Genomic DNA, 25,356 nt, shown 5'->3' on the forward strand with positions numbered 1-25,356 from the left:
GATTAAAGACTAAACACTTTTTTAAGAGCCTTTATTTTTATAGTATCAATGCCACATTCAAGTTTAGAGATAGGATTTAAGCTTTTCCATTTACCTTTACTAGCACTAAATATAATATCAGATGATTTTTCTATATCAATAGCTTCAAAACCATCTATTTTAGATTTTGACAAATAAATCAAACGAGTAAACACTTCATCTCTTGATGCAGATTTGATACTCACAATTTCTGGTGGTAACGGCAGTGGCTCTGGCAATGATGAAAAAAAGAATACTTTTGCAAGAGCATCTAACTTTTTACCTTTAGTAATTCCACATTTCAAGGTAAGTATAGGGTTAAAATTAGACCAAGTTTTGCGGTTAGACTCTGCAATTCGGTTTGTAGCAATAATAGGATCTACACCCTTTAATGCACTACTTGGTTCTGATATTAAGTATCTGAGTGCAGCTAGAATAGTATCTCGTGATGCTATATTCAAATTTACTTTAGGTAAAATTTCTCTAGCTAAAATTTTGGCTTGCTCAATACTTTGAGGTTCTGGTGATATAACTATGCACCAAACTCGCTCTAACTTAGCTTGTTGAGCAACTATATAAATAAAGTGGTTACTAACAACTTGATATTGATAGTCATCAATTTCTTTAACAATAACAGGAATCCAATTTCGCCCATCAGCTTGTAAGATAGACTCTGCTGCTGCTTTGATGATAAATTCCGATTCAGAAAACTGATCTCCAGATTCAATATCAGTCAACTTCAGATGCATTAGTTTGCCAATATTATCAAAATCACTCATACAAGAAAGTACTCCTTAGCTAGACCACGATAATATTCAGCAGCTGTAGAATTTTTGAAAGCTGCTGGGATTCGAGAAAATGCAGCATTTGCTACAATCGCATAGCTTGGCAGACTATATATGGTTTTGTCAATGTTAGCTCTTGTAGTCTTTGGCCAAAAGTAAGGAAGTAAATTAAACTTAGATACTTGCATCTCTCTTGTAATAATGGCTTCAATTTCTTGAGTTGCTGTTTTAAGTTGAGGAGGAGTGATACTTTCACCATTAAAAAATATAGGTAAGGCGATTGGCCCACCATCTCGTCTAGCTGCCTTAACTTTTGGTACTAACTCTTTAATTACTTTAGCTGCATTATCTAGAGATGCTAAATTATTGTGTTTGGTAGGTATTAAAACCACATCACAGGCGTAGAGACTACTTTGACTAAAAAACATCCAATTTGTTGGACAGTCAATAAATATATAATCATATTCATACACAAAAGCTTTTAGAGAATCTTTTAACCTAGCAGACCCCTTTTCAATTCTTGTAGCTAAGTCTTGCTCTGTCAAATTTTCTAGTTTGGGATCTGCGGGAATAACGTCAAATTGTAATGATTTTCCAGATTTAAATTTGACTGTAAATGGTTGAAGTGTATCGTGAATGTTTAAATATCTATCGGATAGACAATCATATAAACTAATTTTTCTTACTTGTAGACCAAGAGATTTAGTTAAATCTCCTTGCTGTGGATCAAAGTCAATTACTAACACTCGCTTTCCTTGTTGTACAAGAGTAGCTGCTAGATTAACAGTTGTTGTAGTTTTTCCCACACCTCCTTTGTTGTTATAAACACAAATAGTTAAAGCTTTGGGCGGATTGTGAATTAAATCTTTTACATTAGAAACAATAGTATTAATATTATCCTTTTTAATTAAAATACTTGGAGTTGCAGGGAATACAACTTTTCCATGTCGCCGAAATAGCTGAATATGAACTGAATTAGTAATAATTCCCCATTGAGATGTGTTGCACTTAGAAGCAAGTAAATATCTTTTTATTTGCTCTTTAGTATTTATGTATTGAGGAGTGTCTTCTGATAAATTAAATTTTGCTCCTGTTCCTGTTGCGGGTGCTTTGACTTCAATCAATAAATAGGGATTGATTCTAGACAATGCAAAAATATCACTATCAATATTCTTACGCATAGCAAAATCTACTGTTCCATTCCCCGTAGTAAATTCTGAAAAATATTCTTGATGATTAAATCCAAGTGCCTTTATTAGAGGTCTTACAAAAACATCACTTATAAACGCCTCACTACTCTCATCAGGCAAAATATTGTCTAAAATTTGGTTCCAGTCTGTAGGTAGCATTGCTTAATAAGCAAACGGGAACAATGACAAAACCGTTTGTTTGATTAATTGAATCAAATTTGCTACTTAATCGACCTCAGTATTTTTAACTAATCGAATTGATTACTAGATTAAAGCTTTTCTCTAAAAGCGATCGCTAGCAACACAAAGATGAAGCACAAGTCAATATACTAGGTTAAGCAAAATACATTGCAGCACTAACCTTTGCCTCTATTCTCGATGACAAATTACGCCTGGGTGTATGGCAACATAGAAAATGCCTCATTTCTAAGAACTGAAATGAGGCAAAGGCAAAGGAGCTTTTATAAGCGGAGACAGAAAACTTTTGATACTTTATCTAGGGGCATTTGCAATCAATCCTGTAAAGCCAGATTTGTTGTAAAAATAAGCAAATGACAAATTTACAAGGCGATCGCAAGTAGGGTTAAAACTGAGTTCCGTTGTTCTTGATACTTACTATTTACTTAAATATTGAACATAGTTTTTGAATTTACCTCTGCTAAAGGCATATATTTAGGTTAAGTTAGTTTGCGATCGCAAATACAAGGGACTGGGAATTGGCATGGGGTATAATTAAAAATGCTACGCCTGGTGGGAAAACACTTTTGGATGACATACAACAAGCACAACTATGTCCTCTGAAAAATCTAAATAATTAAATTGTGCCAAGTATTAGCAAGTTATGTTGCTGATAATCGACACAATTAGGATGTAAATATTTTGTAACTTTAAGCAAGAAAACCCGCAAAAAACTCCAGGGTTTCTTTCAGTACTTTGATGAAAATATCAATTTCTTCGCGGGTGTTGTAGAAAGATAAACTTGCTCGTGCGGTTGCAGCAAGACCTAAGTAACGGTGTAATGGTTGAGTACAGTGATGTCCAGAACGGATAGCAACGCCTTCTTGATCTAATAATGTAGATAAGTCATTGGCGTGCACTTCCCCGGCTGTAAATGACGCAAGAGCGGCTCTACCTTCCCCCTTAGCATTTGGTTTGGGGCCGTAAATCCGTATTTGGGGAATTTGTTCTAATTGTTGGAACAAATAAGCTGTTAATTCTGCTTCGTAGGCGTGGATTTTATCCATGCCAATACTGCTAAGATAATCGATCGCAGCACCAAGTGCGATCGCTTCTCCAATTGCAGGTGTACCAGCTTCAAATTTATGTGGTAATTCTGCGTATGTTGAATGGTCTAAATACACCTCTGCAATCATCTCACCACCACCAAAAAATGGTGGCATTGATTCTAACAATTCCAACTTGCCATACAGAAATCCTATCCCAGTTGGCGCACACATTTTATGACCAGATGCTACCAACCAATCACAATCTATTTTCTGCACATCCACAGGGAAATGGGGTACACTTTGGCAAGCATCAACTAAGAATTTAGCACTGTATTGGTGAGCGATCGCAGCAATTTCTGCCACTGGGTTAATGCAACCCAAAGTATTGGAAATATGCACCACCGACACCAACTTGGTTTTGTCAGAAATCAGTTTTTTAAACTGTTCTAAATCAAAAGTTTCTTCTGATGTCAGTTCCACAAATTTCAATACTGCACCTGTTTTTTGCGCCACCAATTGCCAAGGCACAATATTACTATGGTGTTCCATTACGGAGAGAATAATTTCATCTCCTGGCTGCAAATTACTCATTCCCCAGCTATAAGCTACTAGGTTAATCGCCTCACTTGCGTTGCGGGTGTAGACGATTTCCTGACGCGATGCAGCATTAATGAATTTGGCAACTTTATCTCGCGCACCTTCATAAGCATCAGTAGCTTTAGCACTCAGGATATGAGCACCGCGATGCACGTTAGCATTATATTGCTCGTAATAATTCCTCAGGGTATTTAATACGAACAAAGGCTTTTGTGATGTCGCTGCATTATCGAGATAAACCAGGGGTTTCTCGTTGACTTCCTGATGTAATATCGGGAAGTCAGCGCGAACTTTATCAGCAAGGGTTTTGGTAGAGGTGAAAGTCATTGGTAGATTAGAGACGCGATTAATCGCATCTGTACAATGGTCATTAGTCATTAGTCAGAGACTTAAGATTATTGACTGTGTTTAACAGAATTTCTCGCAGAAAAGGAACTGGTATTTGGTTGATGATTTCGGCGGCGAAAGCGTTAATTAACAACTTCCGAGCATCGTTTTCATCGATTCCCCGACTTTGCAGATAGAATATTTCATCATCTTCCAATTGGCTAACGGTAGCACCGTGGGCGCACTTTACATTATCCGCAGTAATTTCCAATTGGGGTTTGGTATCAACTCTAGCTTTAGATGATAGTAGCAAATTGCGATTCAACTGGGCTGCATTTGTCAACTGCGCTGGTTTGGGTACAAAAACTTTACCATTGAACACCGCATGAGCGCGATCGCCGACAATACATTTATGCAATTGCTCACTTGTACCGTGGGGATAGTTGAGTGCGATCGCACTGTGAGTATCAGACAACTGCTTACCAGTAATCACCGTCAACCCATTGAGAGTAGTTTGTGTCTGCTCCCCAGTTTGCAAAATTTCTAAATTGTGCCGCGACAACTTAGCACCTAAAGTTATGGCATGACAAGTATATCGACTATCACGAGCTTGGGCGATCGCAGTTTTCCCAATATGAAAAGCCTCTGCACCTTCTTGCTCAACCCTAGTGTGACTCACTTGGGCATTGTCACCAACCCAAATTTCCGTAACTGCATTGGTGAAATATACTCCCTCTTTCTCTGTGCCTTGGTGATTCGTATACTCCTCAACCAACGTCACCTGCGAACCACTTTCCGCCACCATCAAACAACGCGGCTGCGAAATCGTCGCCGTCTCACCCACAACCGAAATAAACGCTAGATGAATTGGCGTTTCAACTACCACATTCTTCTTCACCCATACTACAGCAACATCAGTTATCCCAGCCGTGTTGAGAGCAGTAAAAACTTCCTGCGCTCCCTCAGCTTGAGCTAAATACTGCCGTACACCCTCCTGCTCAACCGCAGACAAAGCAGCCAAATTACTCACCACAATTCCAGATGGTAAATCTGTAACTGCTGATAACTCCGGCGCAAAAACGCCATTAACAAATACCAAACGACTGTTAGCCGCTTCTGGCAAAATATCAAATTCTAGAGATGCAAAATTTCCCGTTTCTAGATTAAATTGCACTTTTCGTAGCGACGACAAATCAGTAAATCGCCATTCTTCCTCGCGGGTAGTTGGGATAATCGAGTGACGTACCCAATTCGCAGCACTTTGGCGTAATTCCTGCAACCAACCTTCTGTTTTCGTTGCCGTTACTTGATTTAACAACCCAGTCAGATAATCATCTCTATCTAACAGAGTCGATGTCAAACTAACTGCATTTGAATTAGGAATAGGACTAGGAGATACTTGAATACTCATTACACACCCACCTCAGCGGCTGTAAATTCTGCCAGCACCCAGTCATAACCGCGAGACTCTAATTCTAGTGCCAGTTCCTTACCACCACTCGTAATAATCTGCCCCTGTGCCATCACATGCACAAAATCAGGCACTATATAATTAAGTAATCGCTGATAGTGAGTAATCAAAATTGTCGAATTTTCTGGACTTGCCAGTTGGTTTACCCCATTAGCGACAATTCTGAGCGCGTCAATATCTAAACCCGAATCAGTCTCATCCAAAATTCCCAACTTTGGTTCCAGCAGCGCCATTTGCAGAATTTCATTCCGCTTCTTCTCACCACCAGAAAACCCTTCATTCAAACTTCGAGTGAGAAAACTGGAATTCATCTTCACTACATCCAGCTTTTCCTCAATCAAATCGTCAAAATCAAAAGCGTCTATTTCCTCTAAACCTTGCGCCTTCCGACGGGAATTGTACGCCACCCGCAAGAAATCCAAATTGCTCACACCCGGAATTTCTAACGGATACTGAAACGCTAAAAATACACCACTTCTGGCGCGTTCCTCCGGCTCCAATTCCAGAAGATTTTGTCCCTGAAAAATTACCTCACCACCAGTCACCTCATACGCCGGATGCCCAGCTAACACCTTAGAAAGGGTACTCTTACCAGAACCATTTGGCCCCATAATCGCATGAATTTCACCTGATCGCACCTCCAGATTCACACCTTTCAAAATTGGTGTTCCATCAACATTAGCCGTCAGATTCCGTACTGACAGCACAACTTCACTATTTTCAATAATCATCTTCTCTCCCTTCTCTTTCTCTGCGCTCTCTGCGTCTTGGCGGTAGCCTGCGGCAAGCCCTTCGGGTTCAGCAGTCGCTCATGGGGGAAACCCCCAAGACCGCGCTGCTTCACCGCTGCGCGTCTACGTTATTCTTCCCAAAAATAAACACAGAACACGGAGTCTCTGTGTTTATCCTTGCTTCCCTTTATCCAACACTGCCTTCCAACTTCAAACTCAACAACTTATCAGCTTCCACAGCAAACTCCATCGGTAGCTGATTGAAAACATCCTTACAGAAGCCGCTAACCATCATCGAAATGGCATCTTCTGCTGAAATACCCCGTTGAGCAAAGTAGAACAGTTGATCTTCCCCAATCTTAGAAGTAGAAGCTTCATGCTCCACCTTCCCAGTATTATTTTGCACCTGGATATAAGGGAAAGTATTCGCATGAGCATTATCCCCAATCAGCATAGAGTCGCACTGGGAATAATTTCTTGCCCCTTTCGCTGTCGGGTTAACTTTCACCAAACCCCGATAGCTATTACTAGAATTACCTGCGGAGATTCCTTTAGAAATAATTGTACTGCGGGTATTCTTACCTACGTGAATCATCTTTGTACCCGTATCGGCTTGCTGCATATTATTTGTCAGCGCCACCGAGTAAAACTCACCCACAGAGTTATCACCCACCAACACACAGCTAGGATATTTCCAAGTAATTGCCGAACCTGTTTCTACTTGAGTCCAGGAAATCTTGGAATTTACGCCCTGACACAAACCGCGCTTGGTGACAAAGTTGTAAATACCGCCTTTACCGTTGGCATCGCCAGCGTACCAGTTTTGGACAGTGGAATATTTAATTTCGGCGTTGTCGAGGGCGACAAGTTCCACAACGGCGGCGTGTAACTGGTTGCTGTCATACATTGGTGCGGTGCAACCTTCCAGGTAAGAAACATAACTACCTTCTTCAGCAACAATCAAAGTCCGCTCAAATTGTCCCGTATCACCAGAGTTGATGCGGAAGTAGGTAGACAGTTCCATCGGGCATTTTACGCCTTTAGGAATATAGACAAAGGAACCATCGCTAAATACGGCGGCATTTAAAGCGGCAAAGTAGTTGTCACCTACAGGAACAACGCTACCCAGGTATTTTTGGATCAGTTCTGGGTGTTCTTGCAAGGCTTCCGAAATTGAGCAGAAAATAACACCATCTTCCGCTAGCTTTTCTTTAAATGTAGTGGCGACAGAGACACTATCGAAAATCGCATCGACGGCAACATTCGCCAGTCGCTTCTGTTCAGATAGGGAAATGCCTAACTTCTCGAAGGTTTCTAAAAGGGTTGGATCGACTTCATCCAAACTGTTTAGTTTTTCTTTCTTGCGTTTTGGCGCTGAGTAATAAATGATATCCTGATAATTGATTGGCGGATACTTGACATTCGGCCAAGTTGGTTCCGTCATTTTTTGCCACTGGCGATAAGCTCTGAGGCGAAAGTCCAGCATGAACTGCGGCTCGTTCTTCTTAGAGGAGATCAAGCGGATAACGTCCTCGTCTAGTCCACGCGGAATAGTGTCGGCCTCAATGTCTGTGACAAAGCCGTACTTGTAGGGTTGGTTGACTAAGGATTTGACAGTGGCACTCATCAGTAATAATCTCTCTCGTGTTCGGAACTTTTTTAGGATGGGAGACGGGCTGCGGCTAACCGATTCCCATCTCGCATTACGGAATGGTTACACGGCTGCTAGAATAGTGGTGGAGACTAAAACAACTTCATTGTTGTTTAAGCTATCTTCATTTTACGCTAAATTAACAACAACAATGTTGTCAAAGTCAAATTTTCAAATAAATTTTTGGGACGTTCGCTGAACGCCTCGCACCAACCATAAGATGGCGACTACTCACCAGTCCTCAACCAAGCAAGATATCCTAGAATATCTGCACAAACACCAAAAAGCAACGGCTTTGGAGCTAGCTGAACTTTTAGACGTTACCCCCCAAGCGATTCGTCGCCATCTCAAAGATTTGGAGACGGAAGGGCTAGTTTTGTATTCGACAACAGCGCAGGCGGCGGGGATGGGGCGTCCGCAGCACCTTTATCAACTGAGTCGCCAGGGACGCGATCGCCTGCATCGCACAGTGAGCGATCGCTTTGGTGATGGCCACGGAAATTTTGCGGTTTCGCTGCTAGACACCTTAGCCGAAACGGTAGGACACGATCAATTTAAATCGATTTTAGAGAAACAGTGGCAACGCAAAGCCCAAGAATACCGCGATCGCGTGGGTAATGGTTCACTGCGAGAACGTGTAGCTAACTTAGTCGAGTTGAGAAAAGCGGAAGGCTTCATGGCAGAGTATCACCCTGTTGATGTGAATGACTCTTTTGAGAGCGATCGCTTTATCTTAATGGAGCATAACTGCGCTATTTCTAACGTTGCCGAGTCTTTTCCTAGCATTTGTGGTCACGAATTAGAAATGTTTGCAGCCGTCTTACCTGATTGTACCGTAGAACGCACCCACTGGATTATTGATGGTCAACATCGTTGTGGGTATTTAGTACAAATACGTCATTAAAATTATCATAGATAAACTCGCTTTACATCTAGCCGTGGTAATGGACAATAGCTGAATAGTAACTATCTATTATCAATAATCAACTAAGTTTGAGATAGCATTTATGGATGTACCACCACAGCAACCATCGGCACAATTTTTAACTCTGGAAGAGTCAGCAAAAGTAGATGCAGCCTTGTTGTCTTCCCCAGAAAAGTTTTTAACAAGATTGACAATTTCATCGCTTAAGCTTTTGAAGCATATTGCCCAAGAGTACGGTGTTACTATTGAAGATTTGACAGCGCAGCAAGTAATTGCTTGGTTTGAAAAAGATGGCAAAATTCGACGTGAGCAGGGAATTGAAGGTTCATATCTGAAATGGTGATTTGCAGTCGTAAAATTTTCGTTGCATTTACTTAGAAAAAATAACCATAAAAATATCGCGCTTTTAAAAAACAGAAATGTTTCTTAGAACTGGAGTTTAGACTAGTTTTCGGTGCGAAACTAAATTTCCAAAAAATAAGGATACGGATTTAAGATGTTTCCAGGAACTAAAACCAAGGTTTTTAGGCTTTATAGAATGAGCCTTCTGAGTTTCGCACCGGGAACTAGACTAAATAGCCGCAGCGTTAACGAAAAAATAAGGGGTGTGCAGAAGTAAACCATCCCAAACTGGGACAGATCAAGGTGAGCCTGTGGTTAAATTTACACTTTCGTAAAGTTAGTTAAAAAGCGTACTACTACTTCACGTAAAGCCGCGCCAAAAACCGCTTAATTTGTGATTTTTTTAATTTTTTGCTTTGGTTCTTCTCAACTCAGCTTCTCTGAGTTATTTTGTGCTTCTTAGTCTAAAGTCCAGTAGTGAGCGATCGCCGTATAACAACGCCCATGCACACCGACCGTCGAGAGTAGATCGGTTGTAATGCAGTCAAAATTACCAAAATATGAATTGCCAAAGGAGGGAAACTGATGAGTTCATTTGTGCTTTGTTTTCAAGATATTGACAGAACAAAACTCATGGTTGTTGGGGGTAAAGGCGCGAACCTGGGGGAACTATCCAAGATTGAAGGAATACGCGTACCAGATGGCTTTTGTATTTCTACTGAAGCCTTTGAAAGAATTATTGGGGAAACGTCGTCGATTAACGAATTACTCGATCAGTTATCGCTTCTAAAGGTGGAAGACCGGGATAAAATTGGCGAACTTAGCGGTGAGCTTCGCAAGGTCATCAAAGGGATAGCCATTCCTCAAGACATTAATGAAGAGATCACCCACCTGCTCTCCAGGCTTGGAGAAAAAAATGCCTGTGCAGTCCGATCCAGCGCCACAGCCGAGGATTTACCGACGGCCTCCTTTGCAGGTCAGCAAGATACGTATTTGAACATTATCGCAAAGGAGGCAATCTATCAGCATATCAGCAAGTGCTGGGCATCGTTATTTACCGAGAGGGCAGTAATTTACCGCCTGCAAAACGGCTTCAACCACCGTAAAGTCCACCTGTCTGTGGTTGTTCAGAAGATGGTCTTCCCGCAGGCGGCAGGAATTTTGTTTACTGCCGATCCCGTCACTTCTAACAGGAAAGTGTCATCCATTGATGCCAGCTTCGGACTTGGCGAGGCCGTGGTCTCCGGTCTGGTGAATGCTGATATCTATAAAGTGTGCAACGGCAAGGTTATTGATAAGAAGATATCCACCAAGAAACTGGCTATTTATGCCCTCAAAGATGGCGGTACGAAAGCACAGGAGATTGAGCCTGAGAGGCAAAACAGGCAAGCGCTGACGGATGAGCAGATTTTACAGCTTGAGCGCATGGGCAGAAAGATTGAAGCACATTTCAGCCACCCCCAGGACATCGAATGGTGTTTGGCTGATGATACATTTTATATTGTCCAGAGTCGGCCGATCACTACTTTATATCCCACCCCTGAAGCGAATGATCTGGAAAATCACGTTTATGTATCTGTCGGTCATCAACAAATGATGACCGATGCCATGAAACCATTGGGATTGTCTTTATGGCAGTTAACAGCTGCCCGCCCCATGTATAAGGCTGGTGGAAGGTTGTTTGTTGATGTCATGCATGAACTGGCTTCACCTGTCAGCAGAGAAATGTTATTGAATGTCATGGGACAACACGATCCGCTCATAAAAGATGCACTTACGACCATCATAGAGCGGGGAGATTTTATCAAGTCGTTACCAGCTGATCGACAAGAACAGAGTTCCGGTAAAAGCAATAAAGGTCGGTCACCTGCGGATTTTCAAACACTAAACGAGTACGATCCGGCGATCGTTGGTGATTTGATCGAGCGTAGTGAAACATCGGTACAAGAATTAAAACATAACATCCAAACGAAATCAGGACCGGAGTTGTTTGATTTTATCCTGGAAGACAAACAGCAATTAAGGAAGAGTTTAGCTGATCCACAGAGTTTTGGTGTGATTATGACTGCGATGAATGCTTCATCCTGGATCAATGAAAAAATGAAAGAGTGGTTAGGCGAAAAAAACGTAGCAGACAAGCTTTCTCAATCTGCACCAAACAATATCACTTCGTCCATGGGTCTGGCGCTATTGGATGTCGCGGATGTGATTCGTCCTTACCCGGAAGTAATTGAGTATTTACAACAGGTAAAAGATGACAATTTTCTGGATGAACTGATTAAGTTTGAGGGTGCACAGGAAGCCAGGGACGCTATCGATGCTTATCTAAACAAATACGGAATGCGATGTGCCGGTGAGATCGATATTACAAGACCTCGTTGGAGCGAAAAACCAATGACGCTTGTCCCCATAATTCTCAGTAATATCAAAAACTTTGAACCTGGTGCTAGCGATCGGAAATTTGAGCAGGGGCGACAGGAGGCTTTGCAAAAAGAACAAGCGTTATTAGAGCGGTTGAAGCAACTACCGAATGGTGAACAAAAAGCCGAAGAAACAAAACGAATGATCGGTCATTACCGGAATTTTATCGGTTATCGTGAATATCCAAAATACGGCATAGTTAGTCGCTACTTCGTTTATAAGCAGGCTTTACTAAAAGAAGCCGAACAACTCGTACAAGCGGGCGTTATTCATGAAAAAGAAGATATATACTATCTCACTTTTCAAGAACTTCGCTCTGTCGTACTCACAAATAAACTGGATTACCAGCTCATCAGCAAACGAAAAGACGAGTATAAATTATATGAAAAATTAACTCCCTCACGTGTGATCACGTCTGATGGTGAAATCATTACAGGTGAGTACAAACGAGAAAATCTCCCAGCCGAAGCGATTGTAGGTCTACCTGTTTCTTCTGGAGTGATAGAGGGACGAGCACGTGTCATTCTAAACATGGAAGATGCCGATCTAGAAGATGGAGATATATTAGTCACCTCCTTTACTGACCCTAGCTGGACACCATTATTTGTATCCATAAAAGGTCTAGTCACCGAAGTTGGTGGACTGATGACTCATGGAGCAGTTATCGCACGTGAATATGGTTTACCAGCAGTTGTCGGAGTAGAAAGTGCTACCAAACTGATAAAAGATGGGCAACGAATTCGCGTAGATGGAACAGAAGGGTATGTAGAAATCCTATAATCGGGAAGATGTTGTCTTCCTCCTGGGGAGTTAAATAAAATATGAAAGCTAGGAAGGCGGCCCAATCACGCTTGAATTTATCACAAACCCGCCAAAAATATCAAAAATGCAGACTATTTGCCACACAGTAGTTGCATTACACTGTGGTTTAGAAACGAGTCTTTAAACCCACATTCCGCACTTCAATTTGAAGTATAAATTAATTACAGTTAATGAAAATGCAAAAAATTCAATCTCTTTTTTTTGATAATCCATTTTTGGCGTGAGATTTTATTTCTTTGGTTTAATTCCTAATTCTCTCACTTTTTTTGATCATCACCTATTTCTTTAGTAGCAAAAATACTTATCATCCCACTTTTTGTACTTCACTTTGTAACATAAGAAGATGACCAAATATAGCGATCGCTATAAGCATCGTCCAGCCAACAATTATTATCAACATTAATACTTAATAATATGAATATTCTTAGTAACTATTTTTGTATTATTTGTAATACGTTTGGAAGTGCGGAAGATGGGTTATGCCGTTTTAATTGATTTGGGAGATGCAGTTGCCGACGAATTATCTCTCCCTTTTGACCGCATTTCTTTGGAGATGATTTATCGAGGACTTTATCATTTTAGTGTTGCCCATGACAAAGGCAATGCTGACGACCCGATTAAATATTTTGCTGCTTTAGAAAATCAAGATTTAGGTGTAGTCAAAGCTCTGCGAAAGCCAGTCCCCAAGCTGAATCTGTCCCCTTTTTTCGTACCCACTTGACAAATGTGCAATTCTCTTAACCTGTCACGGGTGGCCGAGATTTGAGTAATTCTCTGCAAGATGGTCTGGAAACCCTTGTCCTGTCTGGTTTTGATAATTTGTTACTTCCGATTCAAAAAAGCCGTTATTTACAACATAAAATCAAGCCTTTTCGGGACATATTGCAGATTTTTGGTCATATCTCGGTTCAATAGCATAAATGTGCCCTAATGAATGCCCTTAGCAAAGGGTAGCTCATTCAGCACTTGCAAGAACTTTAGCGATGAAGGCACTTGCCGTTCAAACCGCCACAAATGGCGGCGCTCAACACAGCTTGACTAACATAAACTGTTAGAGAGAATTGAATTTAATGAAGAAGGATTGAACTGAATGAATAACAGCCCCATGAACAACAACCCTGCCACCCCTCCTGCACAATGTCCCTTCCGGGGAACCCGCATTGGCGGCGCGCTCGGCTCCAAGCCGCAAGTCGATGATTGGTGGCCGAACCGACTTCAGGTCGAACTGCTTCACCAAAATTTGCCCCAAGCTAACCCACTGCGAGATTTCGATTACAAAGGAGCCTTCGCGAAGCTTGACTTCAAACAGTTGAAGAGCGATATTAAAGCGCTGCTGACCGATTCAAAGGACTGGTGGCCAGCCGACTATGGGAATTATGGTCCTCAAATGATTCGCATGGCGTGGCACGCCGCAGGCACCTACCGGATCGCAGACGGTCGGGGCGGAGCGAGTCAGGGTATGCAACGCTTTGCACCAATCAATTCGTGGTGGGATAATGGGAACACAGATAAATCACGACGGCTGCTCTGGCCCATCAAGCAGAAATATGGTGCGGCAATAAGCTGGGCTGATTTGATGAGTCTGACTGGCAACTGCGCGCTCGAAATCATGGGGTTTAAGACCTTTGGTTTTGGTGGCGGTCGCATTGATGCCTGGGAGGCAGACCGCGCGACATACTGGGGGCCGGAGTTCTGGAACGGCGATCCGGTTGAGGATATCAAGGAACACCCTGGTCATCCTGACGAGATGGTCACTCGCACGATTCGGTGGGTTGGAAAGCCGAATGAGGAATACTACGACCTTGAGAACCCGCTAGCAGCTTCGCACCAGGCGCTAATTTACGTCAATCCAGAAGGTCCAAACGCTGAAGGCGACCCCCATGGCTCAGCGCGAGACATTCGCGAGACGTTTGCGCGTATGGGCATGAATGACGAAGAAACTGTCGCGCTCATTGCAGGTGGTCATGCCTTTGGCAAAAGTCACGGCATGGTCTCGCCGGACAAGATCGGTCCAGCGCCGGAAGCCGCGCCGATTCAGGCTATGGGCTTGGGGTGGCAGAACCCTGAAGGCACTGGGTTTGCCGAATATACCATGACGAACGGAATCGAAGGATCGTGGACTCCAAACCCAATCCAGTGGGACAACAGTTACCTAACCAATCTTTTTAAGTACGACTGGGAACAGACAAAGAGTCCAGTAGGTGCCATTCAGTGGAAGCCGAGCAATCCTGATGCGCCAAAGACACCAGATGCCCATCAACAGGGCGTTGAGCACCCGTTAATGATGATGACTTCGGACATTGCGTTGAAGGTCGATCCCGTCTATTACGAGATCTGTCAGCGCTACTTGGGTGACTTCGATTACTTCAGTGATGCGTTCGCGCGCGCCTGGTATAAGCTGATCCATCGAGACATGGGGCCGAAAACGCGCTATCTTGGTCCGGAAATTCCAGAGGAAGATCTGATCTGGCAAGATCCAATTCCAGCACTGGATCACGAGGTCGTTGATGTCGCCGATATCAATTCTCTCAAGGATAAGATTTTAGCGAGTGGGATCTCTGTTTCGGCGCTTGTGTCAGCCGCTTGGGCATCAGCATCGAGCCACCGCCATTCCGACAAGCGCGGCGGCGCAAACGGGGCGCGCGTTCGCCTCAATCCCCAGAAAGACTGGGAAATGAACCGCCCGCAGGAGCTCGGCGAGGTCCTATCGACCCTTGAGCGAATTCAGGCGGACTTTAACGGTGCTCAGTCGGGCAGCAAAAAAATCTCAATGGCGGACCTGATCGTCCTCGGTGGTTGTGCTGCGGTCGAGAAGGCTGCACAAGAGGCCGGGCTTACCGTTGCCGTCCCGTTTACTCCGGGGCGGATGGATACAACTCAGGAGCTGACCGATGTTGAAATGTTTGAATGGTTGAAGCCAGTTTCAGACGGTTTCAGAAATTATCACAATGAGGCGGTTGGCTATAAGGTGAAGCCGGAGCGGATCTTCCTGGATCGAGCGCAGCTCCTTACGCTGACTGCACCTGAGTGGACGGTTCTGGTCGGTGGACTTCGCGCCCTCGATCAGAATTGGGACTATTCAAAGCACGGTAGCTTCACTGACCGACCGGGTGTCTTGACTAATGACTTTTTCCGTGTCCTGACAAGTATGGACTACGAGTGGAAGCCTGCTGACCATCGCGAGATGTTTTTTGATATCTGCGATCGCGAAACTGGTGCAGCGAAGTTCACCGCAACCCGCTGCGATCTCATCTTCGGCTCGAACGCAGAACTGCGTCAGATTGCTGAAGTCTATGGCGCTGATGACGGTCACGAGCGGATGGTCAAGGACTTCGTCGCAGCCTGGAACAAGGTGATGATGCTTGATCGCTTCGACGTTCCCGCTGAACAGACCCGCTAAAGTCTTGAGCGCTCAATACGCCCGAACTCCACGGGTGTATCGCTGCGCTTTGAAGAACTCACCGTGGATAAGAACGCTGCTTATCCACGGCAAAAGGAACCTTGCGCTTTGGATTAAAGCAATACGAACGAGATTATCTTGTTTGTCACTTAAAACTGGACTTTAGACTAGTTCCCGGTGCGAAACTCCAAACCTTTACGACGATTAATATATATCAAATTTTACCAACAACCACTGTAAATTTGAGTCGTTAATTGTAGTACTTTTGAACTAATAAGCTTACCAGGGTAATCAAGGATGCGATCGCCGACAACGCGCTATGAAGGCGATCGCATCTTAACATCTGTGCGCGAAAACTCCGCACCAGTACCAACCTTAGTTAAAGAAAGTCAACAGCCTTTAGGCGTTGTAGATTTCGATAATTCTCCTTTAGAAAGAGGGGAAATAAGAAATCTGCTTCCTTCCCCTTTATAAGCTACCGTGTACACACAAGTTGAATTACCCTCCTTAATCCCCCCTTGGAAAGGGGGGAAAAAAGAAATCTAGTTCCCTCCCCTTTACAAGGGGAGGGTTAGGGTGGGGTAAAACCTTGGCTAATCAGCTATTTCAGACTTGTGTATACACCAAAGCCGAAAAGGAAAGAGGTCAGAATATTAAGTCGCACATCGCGTTTTAATATAAAAAAGCAAAAAATGAGCCTTTGATGTTCGATATTGACCTTTTGAAGCTCGACGTTGACCTTCTAAGGCTCAACGATGACCTTCTAAGCCTTGAAGTTGCGCCTTTAACCCTCGAAATTGCACCTTTGATCCTCGAAGTTGCACCTTTGAACCTCAACGTTGACCTTCTGAGCCTCAACAATGACCTTCTGAGCCTCGAAGTTGCGGCTTTGATCCTCGAAATTGCACCTTTGAACTTCAACTAACAAATATATCTAACCATTCCTGAATGTACAGGGGTGAGCGTGTAGTAAAATTTGCTCACCTCTGTAAAGTGGAACATGGCTTTAGACTTCTCCGGTCAAAATCTCCGAGGACGCAACTTCAAAGGTAGACAAGACCTTGCGGGTGCAAACTTTAGCTATGCCGACATCCGAGGGGCAAACTTCACCAACGCTAATTTAACAGGTGCAAACTTCAGCCATGCCAAAGCCGGACTACAACGCCGTTGGGCAATTTTCCTAGTTCTTGTCTTGTGGTTGTTGTCGGGACTTTCAGGATTGATCTGGTTTGTAAATAGTTACTTGGTGTCAGAAATATTTGACACTTCCAGCTTAGGGTATCAGATTGGCAGATGGACTACCCTAATTTTATTAGTTGCTTTCTTATTGGTCACAATTCGGCCAATAGTAGAAGTAGGAGTCTTTGTGGTAGCCGCAACTTTTACGATAGCTGTGGCAGGAGCAGTAGGCTTCGCTATAGGTGGAGCCGCAGCCGGATCTGGAGTGTTTGCTGTGGCAGGAGCAGGAACCTTCGCTGTAGCCGTAGCATTGATAGTAGCTGCAGCATTTGCTGTAGCTGGATTTGAAGCATTGATAATAGCCGGAGCATTTGCTGTAGCCGGAGCCTTCATTTTTGCCAGATATGGGATTTTGGCTATTGCTGTAGCCTTTGCTGTAGGGTTGTTTAGCATTTACATCGGTTGGCGAGCAATGAAAGGAGACGAAAAATATTTCTTGGTTTGTAATATTGCGATCGCCTTTGCTGCAACAGGAGGTACAAGTTTTCGTGGCGCTGACTTAACCAATGCTGATTTCACCAAAGCCACACTCAAAAGCACAGATTTCCGAAACACTATTCTTATCTGTAGCCGTTGGCATCAAGCCAAAATGCTTGACCGTGTTCGTCCTGGCAAAACTTACCTTGAGAATGCACAAGTACGTCAACTGCTGATTACAGGACAGGGACAGGATAATAATTTTTACCGTGAAAACCTGCGAGGTATCAACTTACAATCAGCAAATTTAGCAGATGCCAGCTTTATTGGCGCTGACCTCAGTGAAGCCAATTTGCAAGATGCCGATTTGTCAAGAGCAAAACTGAAGCAAACGCAACTAGACGCAACGGATTTAACGGGTGCAACCCTCACCGGCGCGTACATCGAAGATTGGGGGATTACAAATACAACTAAATTGCATGGGGTAAGGTGTGAATATGTCTTCATGCGCTTACCCACCAAAGAAGACCCCGACCCCCTCCGCAAACCTGATAATAAACAAGAGGCATTTGCAGACGGCGAGTTTGCCGACTTTATCAAGCCAATTTTTGACACCCTCGACCTTTACCATAATCAAGGCGTTGACCCCCGCGCCATTGCCATAGCCTTCAAAAACCTTGCTGAAAACCATCCCGAAGCCGAGTTAGAAATCGTAGCAATGGAGAAACGCGGCGATGATAAAATCTTGCTCAGAGCCAAAACCGCCGCAGGTAGTGATAAATCTCAACTGAGTGCAGAATATTTTGATGATTATAATCAACTCAAAGCTTTATCGCAGAGTCAGCAATTATTGCTGGTAGAAAAAAGCGATCAGATTCGTGATTTAAAAAATATGATTACAACTGCACTCCAGCAGCCGAATTTTTATACACAAGGAAGTACCATCATGCCTCAAGATAATTCAACCAATATCAGTGCTGGTAGAGATATCAGTGGAGTGATCAACCTGGGTAAGATTAGCGGTGATGTTACCAATACAATTGGGCAATTACCTGAATCACCGCAAACTGATAAACCGGGAATCAAAGAACTGTTGACGCAGTTGCAAGAAGCAATTTCACAGTCGGCAGATTTGCCAGAAACAGACAAAGCTGATGCATTAATACAGATACAAGCTTTAGCAGAAGCAGGTAAAAGTACCCAAGAATTGACCAAGCAAAAAACGGCAAAAAATGCAATCACTATGTTGAAAGGGATATTTTCTGGCTTACCTGCTGTTGCCTCAATAGTTGAAGCAGCTAATAAATTATTGCCTGCGATTTCTAAACTATTCGGTTTGGGATAATTTGACGTGAGGTCTTTTGAATAAAAAACCCCTAAGCCGTTAATACCTGCTGCGCTATCAGTGCTAACTCAGGGAAAGTCGGAGAATATATTTGCTGGTTTGCTGTAAATACTGTTTGGTTATAACATCCCTGATTCAACAAGCAGACTGTCACCTTTGCTTCCAGAAGATCAACAATCCAGTATTCAGGGATAGAGAAGGCTGCATACTCAAGTGGTTTCCTTTCGTAATCTCGTTTCACAGACTCAGCGCTAACCACTTCTATTGCCAACAGTGGAGGTAATTCAAGCACAGCCGATTTACCCTGAATAAATTGTCGCTGTTCTTCAGTCATCACAATTAAGTCAGGGAGACAGGATTTTTTGACGGAGGTACGAATGCCAGTACCGCTAGGGCGAACCTGCCAGTCTAACCCTAACCGTTGGATTTCCAGATAGAAGCGGATCAACAAGAAAGTAATGATAGCTTCATGCAAATCTGAGGCTGGAGGCATTTCTAGCAGTACCCCATCCTCAAGTTCATAGCGCTTGTCAGTGCCATCATCGTAGGTGAGATATTCCTCAAAAGTATATAGACGTTCTACAGGTTCTGTAGTGGACATACTCTTGTAATTTGTAATTCGTAATTCGTAATTAAGAGTTCTAATTACGATTTATCTGGCCATGATCATATCTACTTTCTTCATTCTCAGGTAGTTTTGGAATATAGAGTTGAATTTTTCCAAAATGTCTTTAACTGAAGAAATTCTTTCCCAATTACCCGGCGATGTTTTAGCAGGATTGCGCCAAGGCGATCGCATCTTAACATCTGTGCGCGAAAACTCCGCACCAGTACCAACCTTAGTTAAAGAAAGTCAACAGCCTTTAGGCGTTGTAGATTTCGATGTGCTAATCTGCGGTGGCACTTTGGGCATTTTAATTGGTTGCGCCTTGGTGGTGAAGGGGTTGCGGGTGGCGTTGCTGGAACGGGGTGTTTTGCGGGGGAGAGAACAAGAGTGGAATATTTCTCGTAAAGAATTAGATGTATTTGTGGAATTAAAGTTGCTGAGTGAGGAAGAATTAGCAAGTGCGATCGCTACTCAATATAACCCAGCACGAGTTAGTTTTGCTGGCGGTACAGAAGTTTGGGTAGAGGATGTTTTGAATATCGGCGTAGATCCAGTTTATCTACTAGCTACCTTGAAAACCCGATTTCTCACCGCTGGGGGAAAGTTGTTAGAAAACACACCTTTTAACGAAGCGGTGGTTCATCCCGACGGGGTGATAGTAAATAACCAACTCAAAACTCGCTTATTAATCGACGCGATGGGACATTTTTCACCCATCACCCAACAAGCACGCCAAGGCAAAAAACCAGATGCTTTATGCTTGGTTGTGGGAAGTTGCACTCAAGGTTTTCCAGAAAATAATTCAGGCGATTTATTATTATCATTTACATCTTTGCAAAATCAATGCCAGTACTTCTGGGAAGCCTTTCCAGCCAGGGATGGCAGAACCACTTACTTATTTACCTACATGGATGCACATCCTCAACGCTTGAGTTTAGAAGCTCTATTTGAGGAATATCTGCGTCTTTTACCAGAATATCAGGGAGTGGAATTGAGCAAGTTGAAATTTCAACGAGCGCTATTTGGTTTCTTTCCCACCTATCGCCAAAGTCCGCTAAAAACCCCTTGGAATCGCATTCTCCCAGCCGGAGATAGCAGTGGTAGTCAATCTCCTTTAAGTTTTGGTGGTTTTGGGGCAATGGTGCGTCACCTGAAGCGTTTAACTTATGGCATTGACGAAGCGCTAGAAACAGAACAATTATCTGCAAAAGCGTTAACACTGCTGCAACCTTATCAGCCAAGTTTGACTGTTACCTGGTTGTTTCAAAGGGCGATGAGTGTTGGTGTAAATCAGAAAATTGCCCCAGATCAAATTAACCAATTACTCTCAGCAGTATTTCAAGAAATGCAACAGTTGGGTACACCAGTATTAAAACCATTTTTACAAGATATAGTGCAGTTTTTGGCACTAACGCAAACACTGTTAAAAACTGGTTTATATCATCCTCTATTAGTTGTCAAAATAATTCCGCAAGTAGGTTTGGCAAGTTTGTTAGATTGGATGTTACATTACAGTAATTTAGGTGTATACACTGCCTTGCTTTCGCTAAGTCCAATGCTAGAAACATGGATTAAGAATCAACCGAATGAACAACAATATTATTGGCATCGTTTGATTGATGCTTGGAAGTATGGTTCTGGCGGTGATTACTCAGATGAAACTTAGAATAATATCGGTGTGAGGATAACATGATTGAACGGAAATCTTCAGGAATAAAATACTTTGCAGTGCTGATTGGATTCCTGCGCGATCGCCAAGGATTTCTAGAGGAAATTCGCCAAGGTACGAGATTACCAAATAAAATAATTTCTTTGCTAGTTTGTAGTTCCTTATTTATTGCTGCTTATGGCGGAATCATTGGTGCATACCATAGTTGGATGCAAGCTATATCTTCCGCCATTAAACTCCCGGCTCTTTATTTAATTACACTTTTGATTTGTATCCCGACGTTGTTCTTTGCTAACATTATTTTTGGTTCCAAGCGGACTTTTGCCCAGCATTTAGCATTAGTATTAACTGCGGTTTCAGTCACGAGTGTACTTTTATTTAGCTTTGCTCCAATCACACTCTTTTTCTTGATTACCACCAATAATTACCAATTTCTAATTTTGTTAAATGTCTTTATCTTTGCCATAACTGGATTTATTGGTGTTTCGTCTTTATATCAAGCCACGAATTTAGTTTTAGAACAAGATAATGAAGGTAGCAAGACACGCCAGAAAATTTTACAATTTTGGCTATTTCTTTACGCCTTCGTAGGCAGTCAGTTAGGATGGACTCTCAGACCGTTTTTTGGCACACCTGGTTCTGTCTTTGAACTATTCCGCGAAAGAGAAGGTAACTTCTATTTAAGCGTCATAAAATCTATTGGCTATCTCTTGGGAGTTCGTTAATTAGTCATTAGTAGTTCCCCAAAAAATACAACCTATAAAAATATGCTAAAAAAGCAAAATCGCGGAATTCAACAGTTTACTGTTTTGGTTAATTTACTGCGCGATCGCCAGTCATTTTTAGAAGAAATTCGTCAGGGAGTGCGATTACAAAATAAAATTAGTTCTCTGTTTGTATCTAGTTCTATATTTTTTGCCCTTTATGGAGCAATTATCGGTGCATCCCACAGTTGGGCACAGGCATTATCTGGTGCTATTAAGCTTCCGGTATTCTATTTAATCACACTGATTATTTGTTTCCCAACTTTGTTCTTTTTTAATGTTTTGTTTGGTTCTCGGAGCAGTATTTTACAGCATTTCGTTGTATTACTCACATCTGTATCAGTGATTAGCGTACTTTTATTTAGCTTGGCACCAGTTACGCTATTTTTTCTGATTACTACACCCGATTCTTATCAATTTTTTAAACTGCTGAATGTATTTATTTTTGGTATTACAGGCATATTTGGCGTGAAATTCCTTTATGAAGGAATGCAATTACTTTCTCAACAAGATGAAGTTGGCAAAAAAACCCGCACCACTATTTTAAGATCCTGGTTATTGCTTTATGCCTTTGTTGGTATGCAGTTAGGATGGTTTCTCAGACCATTTTTTGGTGCCCCTGACTCTAAATTTGAATTGTTTCGAGCAGTCAAAGGCAACTTTTATTTAGATATTGTAGCCGCGATTTCCGAAATTTTAGGTTTGCGTTAATCTTAGAAAAAGATAATTAGTCTAGTTCCCAGTGACAGCTAGTAGTTAATAAAAACCTAGCTTGATAAAACTTCTCTTATTCCCAGGCTATCGCTTGGGAATGCATTCATTGAGTCGCTGACTCAATAGACTTCTTGCACCAAATTTAAAAGTCCCTCTCCTACGCTTGGGAGAGGGATTTAGGGTGAAAACTCTTTGATTCATGCAAGAAGTCTAATCTCTAAAAGCTTCTTCTAGACTGACTTTCAGCTTAAGCTTAAGGGTCAGTTTTGAGATATTCTTGTAATTGTTGAGTACGCAGTTTTGTAGTATTTTCCAAACAACCAGAATAAATGCTAGAGGCAATACTTCCGCCCTCATATTTGCTTCTCTCAAACTCACAATTGGTATCTCGAAATTTGATCCATGCTTGTTGTGCAGCAATCAATTTCTGTTTTCTAGGCCTTTCTAATGTAGATATCAATTGTTGATAAACTTGATTCAGTTTTTTATCTGCATTCTGAGAAGATAACTTCGTACATTCATTAATTGCTGCTTGAGTTTGAGGATTATTGCAGTTGAATTTTTGAGCTAAGCGCATCTCAGGTAAATCAGGCGTTGTACCTGCTATTGTCATGGCAGGGGTATTTAAACTACTGAGAGTTAGTATACTGGAAAAAACTAGTAATAATTGACGCATCGCAAAACTTTTATTATTAAGTATAGAAATTTGATATTTTAGCTAGCCTGGAACTCAAAATCAGAGTAAAAAGTGGTATGCTCCACAAATCAGTGTTATGGTTCGTGCGAAGTTTTCCTTATTCTAGCTACCAGTATACTCCCGCGATAGAGTTTTGGTTAAAAGAAGAAGACAGCAACTGCATGGAATCGAAAGGGGAGTAAGCGATCGCAAGTATATATACTTATTGCATCAGTTAGGAAAAAAGATGATTTTTTTATTTAAGCAAATAAAATTAGGACTACGCACTGTACAAACGAATCATCTTGTGTATCAACGCAAATACGTTATTTCAGGCTTTTATAAAGGCCGTTCGTTGGTTGCGATCGCTTGGTGAGGAATAAAAAAATCAGGCTAGAAGCGCTGAAAATCATAACTGCTATTTTGACTTTTCTGTCAATGCATAAGTCTTAAAAATATGCATTTTTGTTAAAAGTATGATATCTGTGTCTAAAATATTTTTATTATACGTCAAATTCCGACAAAACTCTTGCGTTGATCGTTCAAATAACTGTATTCTTTATATTGTTGAAAATTGTTTTTTACAAAAGCAATAACAAAGTGTCGTTTCAGCACATCGGAAAAAACATTGCCTGGGCAAATCGATAAATGTCGATATCAAACCCAAATCTATGTATGCCGTTGTCGCTGGCATTATGAGTAACAAGACTAATTACCAAAATGAAAAATCAAATATTTTGTTTATGTGTGTAGTTTAGCAAGGAATTCAAAATTTTTCCTATTCCCTCTCTCTTACAGTCCATACCTAATTTGAATAGAGAAGAGTATTGGCTAAATTTTCAATCTTTTCATCTCTCTAATCGAGGCAAGAAATCTATTCTGTGCTGGCTCAGTTTGGGGTTTCAAACCCATTTTATCAACGAATCACGACCAGGAAAATTATGACCTCTGTAGATCCTAATTTTTTTGACATCCCGGACAAAAGCCTAATCATCATCGACCCAGCCGTTGATGACTATAAAAAGCTAAATGGCAATAACTTGGAAGTCATCTTTAAAGACGTAGTAGATACAGAAGTAAAAACAGTAACTTCAGAAGCAGATAAACTGCTGAAAGTTCCACCGAAGGAATTATTAGCGCCTCCTAGTGATTTTAATCCTACATTACTACTATTTTTTGCATCTGTGACAGTACTGGTGTCATCTCATTGCGGTTACTGGCTTTGGCAATGGCCAGACTGGCTATGTTTTGGTTTTAACACTATTGCTTTGCATTGTGCTGGAACAGTAATTCATGATGCTTGTCACCAATCTGCCCACCGCAATCGAGTCATTAATGCCATATTAGGGCATGGTAGCGCCCTAATGCTAGGGTTTGTTTTCCCAGTGTTTACACGAGTGCATTTACAGCATCATGCTCATGTCAACCATCCCAAAGACGATCCAGATCATTTTGTTTCTACAGGTGGCCCGCTGTGGCTGATTGCATTTCGATTTTTGTCTCACGAGGTGTTTTTCTTTCGACGGCGACTGTGGCGCAAATATGAGTTATTAGAATGGTTCATTAGCCGCTTAATTGTTGTTGCTATTTTTTATATCTCAGTTCAATATCATTTTTTAATGTACGTTCTCAATTTTTGGGTTGTACCTTCTGGTATCGTGGGATTAATACTGGGCCTGTTTTTTGATTATTTGCCCCATCGTCCCTTTGTTGAACGCGATCGCTGGAAAAATGCTCGTGTATACCCCAGCCCAATTCTTAACATCCTGATTTTAGGTCAGAACTACCATTTAATTCATCATTTATGGACTTGTATTCCCTGGTACAAATATCAATCTACATACTATCTAATGAAGCCTTTGTTAGATGAAAAAGGCTGTTATCAAACTTCAGGGTTACTACAAAAGAAAGACTTTTTAGAGTTTATTTACGATGTCTTTGTAGGAATTAGATTTTCTCATCAAAAAACTAAAAATCAAGATAAATCACAAAGTCGTAAATAAGCATTAAGTAGGTGGG

Annotated in this window: 19 protein-coding genes and 1 pseudogene; 12 read left to right on the plus strand and 8 right to left on the minus strand. The window is 41.9% G+C overall.

The genetic code is table 11. The features are described 5' to 3' along the window. Positions 1-2 precede the first annotated feature (2 nt). From V7K56_RS19950 to sufB, 6 genes are all read right to left on the minus strand, one after another. Positions 3-797, minus strand: coding sequence for a hypothetical protein (locus V7K56_RS19950; protein ID WP_334912811.1), 795 nt, complete (start codon positions 795-797; stop codon positions 3-5). After that, positions 794-2,152 carry an AAA family ATPase gene (locus V7K56_RS19955; RefSeq protein WP_334912813.1) on the minus strand — a complete coding sequence of 453 codons (1,359 nt, stop codon included), beginning with the start codon at positions 2,150-2,152 and terminating at the stop codon, positions 794-796. The genes V7K56_RS19950 and V7K56_RS19955 overlap by 4 nt, the downstream gene beginning before the upstream one ends. A 728-nt stretch (positions 2,153-2,880) precedes the next feature. Further along, entirely contained in the window at positions 2,881-4,143 is a 1,263-nt protein-coding gene (locus V7K56_RS19960) for a cysteine desulfurase (protein WP_334912874.1), read from the minus strand. Between the two features lie 43 nt (positions 4,144-4,186). Beyond that, on the minus strand, positions 4,187-5,554 hold the full coding sequence (sufD, locus tag V7K56_RS19965) for a Fe-S cluster assembly protein SufD (protein ID WP_334912815.1): 1,368 nt from the start codon (positions 5,552-5,554) through the stop codon (positions 4,187-4,189). Next, the gene (gene sufC / locus V7K56_RS19970) at positions 5,554-6,345 is read right to left on the minus strand and encodes a Fe-S cluster assembly ATPase SufC (RefSeq protein WP_334912817.1); all 792 of its coding nucleotides are present in this window, start codon (positions 6,343-6,345) and stop codon (positions 5,554-5,556) included. Before sufC ends, sufD begins: the two co-directional genes overlap by 1 nt. 187 nt (positions 6,346-6,532) lie before the next feature. Next, a complete protein-coding gene (sufB, locus tag V7K56_RS19975) occupies positions 6,533-7,972 on the minus strand; it encodes a Fe-S cluster assembly protein SufB (protein WP_334912819.1) in 1,440 nt (479 codons plus the stop codon). A gap of 244 nt (positions 7,973-8,216) precedes the next feature. On the opposite strand from sufB, the gene sufR reads away from it, so the two are divergent. The 8 genes and pseudogenes from sufR to V7K56_RS20015 all read left to right on the plus strand — a co-directional run bounded on the left by sufR (position 8,217) and on the right by V7K56_RS20015 (position 18,907). Beyond that, positions 8,217-8,900, plus strand: a complete 684-nt coding sequence (sufR, locus tag V7K56_RS19980; RefSeq protein WP_334912822.1) for an iron-sulfur cluster biosynthesis transcriptional regulator SufR — start codon at positions 8,217-8,219, stop codon at positions 8,898-8,900. A gap of 103 nt (positions 8,901-9,003) precedes the next feature. After that, positions 9,004-9,264, plus strand: coding sequence for a hypothetical protein (locus V7K56_RS19985; RefSeq protein WP_292782264.1), 261 nt, complete (start codon positions 9,004-9,006; stop codon positions 9,262-9,264). 584 nt (positions 9,265-9,848) lie between these two features. After that, a complete protein-coding gene (ppsA, locus tag V7K56_RS19990) occupies positions 9,849-12,464 on the plus strand; it encodes a phosphoenolpyruvate synthase (protein ID WP_334912826.1) in 2,616 nt (871 codons plus the stop codon). Positions 12,465-12,984: 520 nt separating this feature from the next. After that, positions 12,985-13,212: pseudogene (locus V7K56_RS19995) on the plus strand (IS4 family transposase); the annotation flags it as partial. 384 nt (positions 13,213-13,596) lie between these two features. After that, entirely contained in the window at positions 13,597-15,906 is a 2,310-nt protein-coding gene (gene katG / locus V7K56_RS20000; protein WP_334912828.1) for a catalase/peroxidase HPI, read from the plus strand. 297 nt (positions 15,907-16,203) lie between these two features. Then, on the plus strand, positions 16,204-16,380 hold the full coding sequence (locus V7K56_RS20005; RefSeq protein ID WP_334912830.1) for a hypothetical protein: 177 nt from the start codon (positions 16,204-16,206) through the stop codon (positions 16,378-16,380). A gap of 229 nt (positions 16,381-16,609) precedes the next feature. After that, positions 16,610-16,831 (plus strand): hypothetical protein, encoded by a 222-nt coding sequence (locus V7K56_RS20010; protein WP_334912832.1) that lies wholly within the window; start codon positions 16,610-16,612, stop codon positions 16,829-16,831. Between the two features lie 75 nt (positions 16,832-16,906). Next, a complete protein-coding gene (locus V7K56_RS20015; protein WP_334912834.1) occupies positions 16,907-18,907 on the plus strand; it encodes a pentapeptide repeat-containing protein in 2,001 nt (666 codons plus the stop codon). A gap of 31 nt (positions 18,908-18,938) precedes the next feature. On the opposite strand, the gene V7K56_RS20020 is transcribed toward V7K56_RS20015, so the two are convergent. Beyond that, complete coding sequence (locus V7K56_RS20020) at positions 18,939-19,508, minus strand: Uma2 family endonuclease (RefSeq protein WP_334912836.1); 570 nt, start codon at positions 19,506-19,508, stop codon at positions 18,939-18,941. Between the two features lie 124 nt (positions 19,509-19,632). On the opposite strand from V7K56_RS20020, the gene V7K56_RS20025 reads away from it, so the two are divergent. The 3 genes from V7K56_RS20025 to V7K56_RS20035 are packed head-to-tail and all read left to right on the plus strand — an operon-like array spanning position 19,633 to position 22,658. After that, positions 19,633-21,180 carry an FAD-binding oxidoreductase gene (locus V7K56_RS20025; RefSeq protein ID WP_334912838.1) on the plus strand — a complete coding sequence of 516 codons (1,548 nt, stop codon included), beginning with the start codon at positions 19,633-19,635 and terminating at the stop codon, positions 21,178-21,180. Positions 21,181-21,203: 23 nt separating this feature from the next. Beyond that, the gene (locus V7K56_RS20030; RefSeq protein ID WP_334912840.1) at positions 21,204-21,908 is read left to right on the plus strand and encodes an actin-binding WH2 domain-containing protein; all 705 of its coding nucleotides are present in this window, start codon (positions 21,204-21,206) and stop codon (positions 21,906-21,908) included. Between the two features lie 42 nt (positions 21,909-21,950). Continuing rightward, on the plus strand, positions 21,951-22,658 hold the full coding sequence (locus V7K56_RS20035; protein WP_334912842.1) for an actin-binding WH2 domain-containing protein: 708 nt from the start codon (positions 21,951-21,953) through the stop codon (positions 22,656-22,658). 256 nt (positions 22,659-22,914) lie between these two features. Here the strand turns inward: V7K56_RS20035 and V7K56_RS20040 are convergent, their stop codons facing one another. Then, positions 22,915-23,337, minus strand: coding sequence for a lysozyme inhibitor LprI family protein (locus tag V7K56_RS20040; RefSeq protein ID WP_334912844.1), 423 nt, complete (start codon positions 23,335-23,337; stop codon positions 22,915-22,917). Positions 23,338-24,278: 941 nt separating this feature from the next. On the opposite strand from V7K56_RS20040, the gene crtR reads away from it, so the two are divergent. Further along, complete coding sequence (crtR, locus tag V7K56_RS20045) at positions 24,279-25,340, plus strand: beta-carotene hydroxylase (RefSeq protein ID WP_334912846.1); 1,062 nt, start codon at positions 24,279-24,281, stop codon at positions 25,338-25,340. The last annotated feature ends 16 nt before the right edge of the window (positions 25,341-25,356 follow it).

Source organism: Nostoc sp., from assembly GCF_036917535.1.
GTDB lineage: Bacteria > Cyanobacteriota > Cyanobacteriia > Cyanobacteriales > Nostocaceae > Nostoc.

Excerpts from the sequence above, each read along its gene's own strand:
- V7K56_RS19950 (WP_334912811.1), bottom strand. The coding sequence starts at position 797 with ATGAGTGATTTTGATAATATTGGCAAACTAATGCATCTGAAGTTGACT.
- V7K56_RS19955 (WP_334912813.1), bottom strand. The coding sequence starts at position 2,152 with ATGCTACCTACAGACTGGAACCAAATTTTAGACAATATTTTGCCTGAT.
- V7K56_RS19960 (WP_334912874.1), bottom strand. The coding sequence starts at position 4,143 with ATGACTTTCACCTCTACCAAAACCCTTGCTGATAAAGTTCGCGCTGAC.
- sufD (WP_334912815.1), bottom strand. The coding sequence starts at position 5,554 with ATGAGTATTCAAGTATCTCCTAGTCCTATTCCTAATTCAAATGCAGTT.
- sufC (WP_334912817.1), bottom strand. The coding sequence starts at position 6,345 with ATGATTATTGAAAATAGTGAAGTTGTGCTGTCAGTACGGAATCTGACG.
- sufB (WP_334912819.1), bottom strand. The coding sequence starts at position 7,972 with ATGAGTGCCACTGTCAAATCCTTAGTCAACCAACCCTACAAGTACGGC.
- sufR (WP_334912822.1), top strand. The coding sequence starts at position 8,217 with ATGGCGACTACTCACCAGTCCTCAACCAAGCAAGATATCCTAGAATAT.
- V7K56_RS19985 (WP_292782264.1), top strand. The coding sequence starts at position 9,004 with ATGGATGTACCACCACAGCAACCATCGGCACAATTTTTAACTCTGGAA.
- ppsA (WP_334912826.1), top strand. The coding sequence starts at position 9,849 with ATGAGTTCATTTGTGCTTTGTTTTCAAGATATTGACAGAACAAAACTC.
- katG (WP_334912828.1), top strand. The coding sequence starts at position 13,597 with ATGAATAACAGCCCCATGAACAACAACCCTGCCACCCCTCCTGCACAA.
- V7K56_RS20005 (WP_334912830.1), top strand. The coding sequence starts at position 16,204 with ATGCGATCGCCGACAACGCGCTATGAAGGCGATCGCATCTTAACATCT.
- V7K56_RS20010 (WP_334912832.1), top strand. The coding sequence starts at position 16,610 with ATGTTCGATATTGACCTTTTGAAGCTCGACGTTGACCTTCTAAGGCTC.
- V7K56_RS20015 (WP_334912834.1), top strand. The coding sequence starts at position 16,907 with ATGGCTTTAGACTTCTCCGGTCAAAATCTCCGAGGACGCAACTTCAAA.
- V7K56_RS20020 (WP_334912836.1), bottom strand. The coding sequence starts at position 19,508 with ATGTCCACTACAGAACCTGTAGAACGTCTATATACTTTTGAGGAATAT.
- V7K56_RS20025 (WP_334912838.1), top strand. The coding sequence starts at position 19,633 with ATGTCTTTAACTGAAGAAATTCTTTCCCAATTACCCGGCGATGTTTTA.
- V7K56_RS20030 (WP_334912840.1), top strand. The coding sequence starts at position 21,204 with ATGATTGAACGGAAATCTTCAGGAATAAAATACTTTGCAGTGCTGATT.
- V7K56_RS20035 (WP_334912842.1), top strand. The coding sequence starts at position 21,951 with ATGCTAAAAAAGCAAAATCGCGGAATTCAACAGTTTACTGTTTTGGTT.
- V7K56_RS20040 (WP_334912844.1), bottom strand. The coding sequence starts at position 23,337 with ATGCGTCAATTATTACTAGTTTTTTCCAGTATACTAACTCTCAGTAGT.
- crtR (WP_334912846.1), top strand. The coding sequence starts at position 24,279 with ATGACCTCTGTAGATCCTAATTTTTTTGACATCCCGGACAAAAGCCTA.